This is a genomic window from Microbacterium sp. P2_F9, assembly GCF_056403635.1.
In genome coordinates this window covers 1-5,048 of sequence record NZ_JBFUFC010000238.1, presented here as the reverse complement: position 1 = coordinate 5,048, position 5,048 = coordinate 1, and the positions used below count along the sequence as shown (strand labels likewise).

At 69.8% G+C, this 5,048-nt stretch carries 4 protein-coding genes; all 4 read left to right on the top strand.

The window, feature by feature from the left end; all coding sequences use genetic code 11:
- Nucleotides 1-738, top strand: a 738-nt coding sequence (locus tag AC1DVT_RS17830) for an inorganic phosphate transporter (protein WP_477390467.1), incomplete at its 5' end; no start/stop codon positions are given.
- Entirely contained in the window at nucleotides 735-1,067 is a 333-nt protein-coding gene (locus tag AC1DVT_RS17825; protein WP_457100551.1) for a peptidase, read from the top strand. The genes AC1DVT_RS17830 and AC1DVT_RS17825, both read left to right, overlap by 4 nt.
- A 101-nt stretch (nucleotides 1,068-1,168) precedes the next feature.
- Nucleotides 1,169-4,597 carry an nSTAND1 domain-containing NTPase gene (locus tag AC1DVT_RS17820; RefSeq protein ID WP_477390465.1) on the top strand — a complete coding sequence of 1,143 codons (3,429 nt, stop codon included), beginning with the start codon at nucleotides 1,169-1,171 and terminating at the stop codon, nucleotides 4,595-4,597.
- Nucleotides 4,598-4,606: 9 nt separating this feature from the next.
- The coding region (locus tag AC1DVT_RS17815; protein WP_477390463.1) for a metallophosphoesterase at nucleotides 4,607-5,048 on the top strand (442 nt) is incomplete at its 3' end.

Here is a 5,048-nt window from a genome sequence, read left to right as displayed (position 1 = left end):
GCGCTGACGCGGCGCTACGACGCGAAAGCCGACGGCCGCACAGGGTTCCGCCCTGGCCAGATCTTCACCTCGTCGCTGGTCGCGCTCGCGCACGGCACGAACGATGCACAGAAGACGATGGGCATCATCACGCTCATGCTGATCACGGTCGGCTGGCAGTCATCGCCAGAGCCGCAGACCTGGGTCATCTTCGCCTGCGCGATCACGATCGCGCTCGGCACATACGTCGGCGGCTGGCGCATCATCCGCACGCTCGGCAAGGGCCTCACCGACGTCAAACCCGCGCAGGGGTTTTCGGCGGAGGCATCCACCGCATCCACGATCCTCGCGTCGAGTGCGCTGGGTTTCGCCCTGTCGACCACCCAGGTCGCGTCCGGCTCGGTCATCGGCTCTGGGCTGGGACGCCGTGGTTCGACGGTGCGGTGGCGCACGGCCGGCCGCATCGGCGTGGGCTGGATCCTCACTCTGCCCGCCGCGGGTGCGGTGGGTGCGCTCTGCGCCCTCATGGTCCGCTGGCTCGACGGCTGGGGCATCCTCATCGACACGGTGATCGCGGTCATCGTCATCGTGGGCCTGTTCCTGCGGTCGCGGGTGAACGCCGTCACCGCGGGCAACGCGATGAGCGAGGTCGCCGAGTCCGGAACGGCGGTCAACGTCAAGCGCAACCCGCCGCCCACCCGCCGCCAGCGCGCCGTCCAGCGTGAGCAGGCTCGGCGCACGAAGGAGTCGTCGAAGTGAACGTCACGATCGACTGGTGGGCCTTCGTCCAGGTGTTCGCCGCCTCGATCACCGCCGCGATCCTCGTCGTCGGGTTCTACTCGCTGGGGCTGCGCATGCTGGTGCGGGCCGGCCGGATCCCGGTGGTGTCGCCGGCGGAGTTCACCGATGCGATCACGGTAGTCAGCGAGAAGGATCGTGCTCGCGCCGGCAAGGCGGCGGCGAAGGCGGCCCGCAAGAGCCCGCTGACAGCCGGCCAGAAGAAGGTCGCGCTCGTCTGCGCGTACGCCTCGTTCACGATGGCAGGTCTCGCCGTGCTCGGCGGGCTCCTGCTGATCATCTTCGGCTGACCCCACCCCCGCCTTCGCGGCGATATCGGCGGCGAGCGGGACGGTATCAGGCCGATATCAGGGCCCTTGACGCATATCGGAATCGGTCTCACCATGGCGTCATGGACATGGGGGTTCTGGGGGTGCTGACGCTCGACGACGGGCGGGTCGAGCTCGCCCCGCGTGATCGCCTGGTCCTCGGCGCACTCGCCGCGCGCATCGGCACGTCGGTGAGGGTGGAGTCCCTCGCCGCGGCTCTCTGGGGGGACGAAATCCCCGCCTCGTGGTCGAAGGTGATCCCGGGATGCATCATGCGGCTGCGCCGCCTGATCGCGCCGGCGAGCATCGAGACTACGCCGCTGGGATATCGGCTCGCACCTGAAGGCGTTGTCCTCGATGCGGAACGCTTCGAGCGGCTCGTTGCCCGCGGGTCTCAGCTGCTCGAGCTCGGCGAGCCGGATCGTGCTGTGCACGCGCTCGCTGAGGCCCTCACGCTGTGGCGTGGACAGCCCTTCGCCGATCTGCCCGATTGGGAGCCCGCGCAGATCGCGTCCTACCGGCTGGAAGAGATCCGTCTCGCCGCGGAGGAGTCCCTCCTGGAGGCGCGGCTGCAGGCGGGGGACCTGCTCGATGTCGTTGCGCAGGCGCGCGCCCGCGTCGCGGAAGCACCGATGCGAGAGCGTCGCTGGGTCATCCTCGGCCTGGCGCAATACCGCCAGGGGTGCCAGGCCGATGCGCTGGCCACCGTGCGCCGAGGGCGCGGGCTGCTCGCCGCCGAGCTCGGCCTGGATCCGTGTGCCGAGCTCGCCGCGCTCGAGCAGGCGATCCTGCACCAGGACACTGACCTGCAGTCCGGGGTCGCGTTCCGTGTGGCGAGTGCGGAGTGTCCGTACTTCGGGCTCCCGCCCGCCGGGATGGACGACGGGGAGCGCTATTTCGGGCGTGAGGAAGAGCTCGACCGGGGACTCCAGGCCCTCGAGCGTCAGGGCGTGCTGATCGTCTCCGGATCGTCCGGGGTCGGCAAGTCATCGTTCGTCCGGGCCGGGATCGCAGCGCATTTCGCCGCGCGCGGCAGGCGCGTGATCGTGGTCACACCGGGCGAGCGTCCGGTCGAGACCCTCCGCGAGGTCGATCACGACAGCGAGTCGCTGCTGATCGTCGACCAGTGCGAGCAGGCGATCGCGAACGACGACCCGGCCGAGACGGGACTCTTCTTCGAAGAGCTCGCGCGCATGGTGTTCCGCGGCCCGATCGTGATGGCAATCCGTGCAGATCGGCTCGGGGATCTCGCTGACCACTTCGGCTTCGCCGGACTGATTCAGTCGAATCTGCTGATGCTGGGCCCGCTGTCGGCCGAAGGCCTCCGCGCCGTCATCGAGAAGCCTGCGCGACAGGCCGGACTCATCCTCGAACCGGGCCTGGTGGAGGTCCTCACCCGCGACGCGGATGGGCGAAATCTCCCGCTGCTGTCACACGCGCTCCACCAGGTGTGGGAGCGCCGCGAAGGGCGCGTGCTGAGCGTCGACGGATACCGCGCCTCGGGTGAGATCGAGGGCGCGGTGGCGCAAACGGCGGAAGAGGTGTTCGCAGAGCTCTCAGAGGAGGGCGCACGACAGGCTCGCGACATCCTCCTCCGGCTCGTCGAGCCTTCGCGGGGCGGGGGRGTGATCTGCCAGCGGGTCGATCGCACATCCGTCGCCGTCGACCATGCCCACGTGGGCGTGGTGAACCGCCTCATCGACGCGCGCCTGGTCACGAGCGACGAGGATTCGTTCCAACTGGCGCACGAGGCCGTCGCGCGGGAGTGGCCACGGCTGCGGGAGTGGCTGGCGGACGACGTCGAGGGCCAGCGGATCATGCGTCATGTCACCGCGGCGGCGAACGCCTGGGAGGCGATGGAGCGACCCGACAGTGAGCTCTACCGGGGGGCGCGGCTGAGTGCGACAGCACAATGGCGCGAGGCGGCGCGGCCGGTGCTGGCCGCCGTGGAGGCGGCGTTCCTGGATGCGTCGATCGATCGGGAAGCGGCCGACCTCGCCGCGACCAGGCATCAACTGCTGCAGGAGAGGCGCTCCGTGCGGCGCCTGCGCTGGCTGGCGGGCGCCGCGGCATCCCTCGCCGTGGTCGCCCTCGCTGCGGGTACCCTCGCAGCAGTCCAGACCGCCGCGGCGAACGCACAGGCGGTCGTCGAGGACGCGCGTCGCGTCGCCGCGCTCGCCACCGCGGAGCCTGCGTACGAACGCGCGCTGCTGCTGGCGGTGGAGGCGATCCGTCTCTGGGACTCGCCGACAACACGCCGGACCCTCCTGGACGTCATGGGCGGGAGCCCTCGCATCGTGAGCGTGACGCGCACGATCGGTGACATCGGCGTGCAGCAGATGTCACTTGCCCCCGGCGGCTCAACCGCCGTCATCGTGGATGATCACGAGGACGCCAGAGTCATCGACCTCGAGAAGCACGCGCAGATCAGCGAGTTCGTGTTCGAGGGCGGCGGAAGTGACACCGAAGCACCCCTCGTCGACATCGTCCTCGACGCCGTCGAAGCGCCGGACGGACGGATCGTTCTGAGCGTGCTGGAGGATCCGTGCCAGCCGGATGGATCATGCGAAACCACCGGTGTCCGAGCGGTGGACCTCGACGACCCAGGTGGTGGCGCGACTTCCTTCACCGGGCTCGACAAGTACGGCATCGACATCGAGTTCTCGCCGGATCGGTCGCTCGCAGCCGTCATCTCAGCCCTTCCCTGGGAGGACGAACCGGGCAACGTCGGGATCTGGCGAATGGGGGCTCCCGATGCGCCGATGCTGCTCGACCTCCCGGACGCCGGGATCAACCCTGGGGCACCGAACTGGTCGAATGCCTTCGGACGAGTGAGGTTCTCTCCCGACGGCTCCCTTCTCTATGCGAGCGGGTTCGGTCCGACGGCCATCTTCGACACGCGGACCGGGGCGCTGGTCGGCGAGCTCCCCGGTCAGGGCATCCTCGCGGTCAGTCCGGACGGCGAATCGGTGCTCATCCGCGAGGGGCGCACCGCGGTCCGGATCGTCGACCTGGACGATCAGACCGAGATCCGCCTGCTCGAGACGAGGTCGGTCGTCATCGACGCGGCGTTCACCCCCGACGGACGCCAGGTGGTGACGACCGCGGGTAACCGCGTCTGGCTGTGGTGGGCGGAGACGGGGCAGCTCATGGAGACGCTCCAGGGGCACGTCGGCGACGTCGGGTCGGTGGCTTTCCGCCCGACCGGGGAACTTGTGACGGCCGGCGACGACGGCGCGCTGATCACCTGGGTGCTGGGTGATTGGAGCACTTCGTTCCGCGAGTCGATGAGGCAAGGGGAGGAGCAGCTGATGCCCCGCGATGACCGCACGCTCGTCTACGATCTGCCGGATGGCAGCTTCGTCGGCGTCTCGGCTGACCCGGATATCTGGCTCGACCGGGCCTGCGCCATCGCCGGGCGCGGCCTGAGCGAGCTGGAGTGGCAGACCGTCTTCGAGGGGCGACCATATGATCCCGCCTGCGTGACGGGCTCATTCGCGGCGCCGCAATAGACTCGGCGCATGGAGCCCGTGCAATTCGGCCAGTATCCGCCCGCGCGGCGCACCATCCTCCACCTGAGCGACACGCACCTGCTCGCGGGCAACCGCCCGCTCGGCGGGCGCTATGACACCGCCGCCAACCTCGCCCGCACCCTCGAGGCCGTGGAGCGACTCGACCTCGGCCCCGACGCCATCGTGTTCAGCGGCGACCTCACCGATCTCGGCGAGCCCGAGGCCTATGCGGCACTGCGCGCGGCGGTCGAGCCGGTCGCAGAGCGGCTCGGCGCGCCTGTGGTCTGGGTCGCGGGCAACCACGACGAGCGTCCGGCACTGCGCCGAGACCTGCTCGGGCTCGCACCCACGCAGGAGCCCGTCACCGGCGTGTGGGATCTCGGCGGACTGCGCCTCATCGCGCTCGACACGTCARTGCCCGGATGGCACCATGGCGACCTCGATGCGGCTC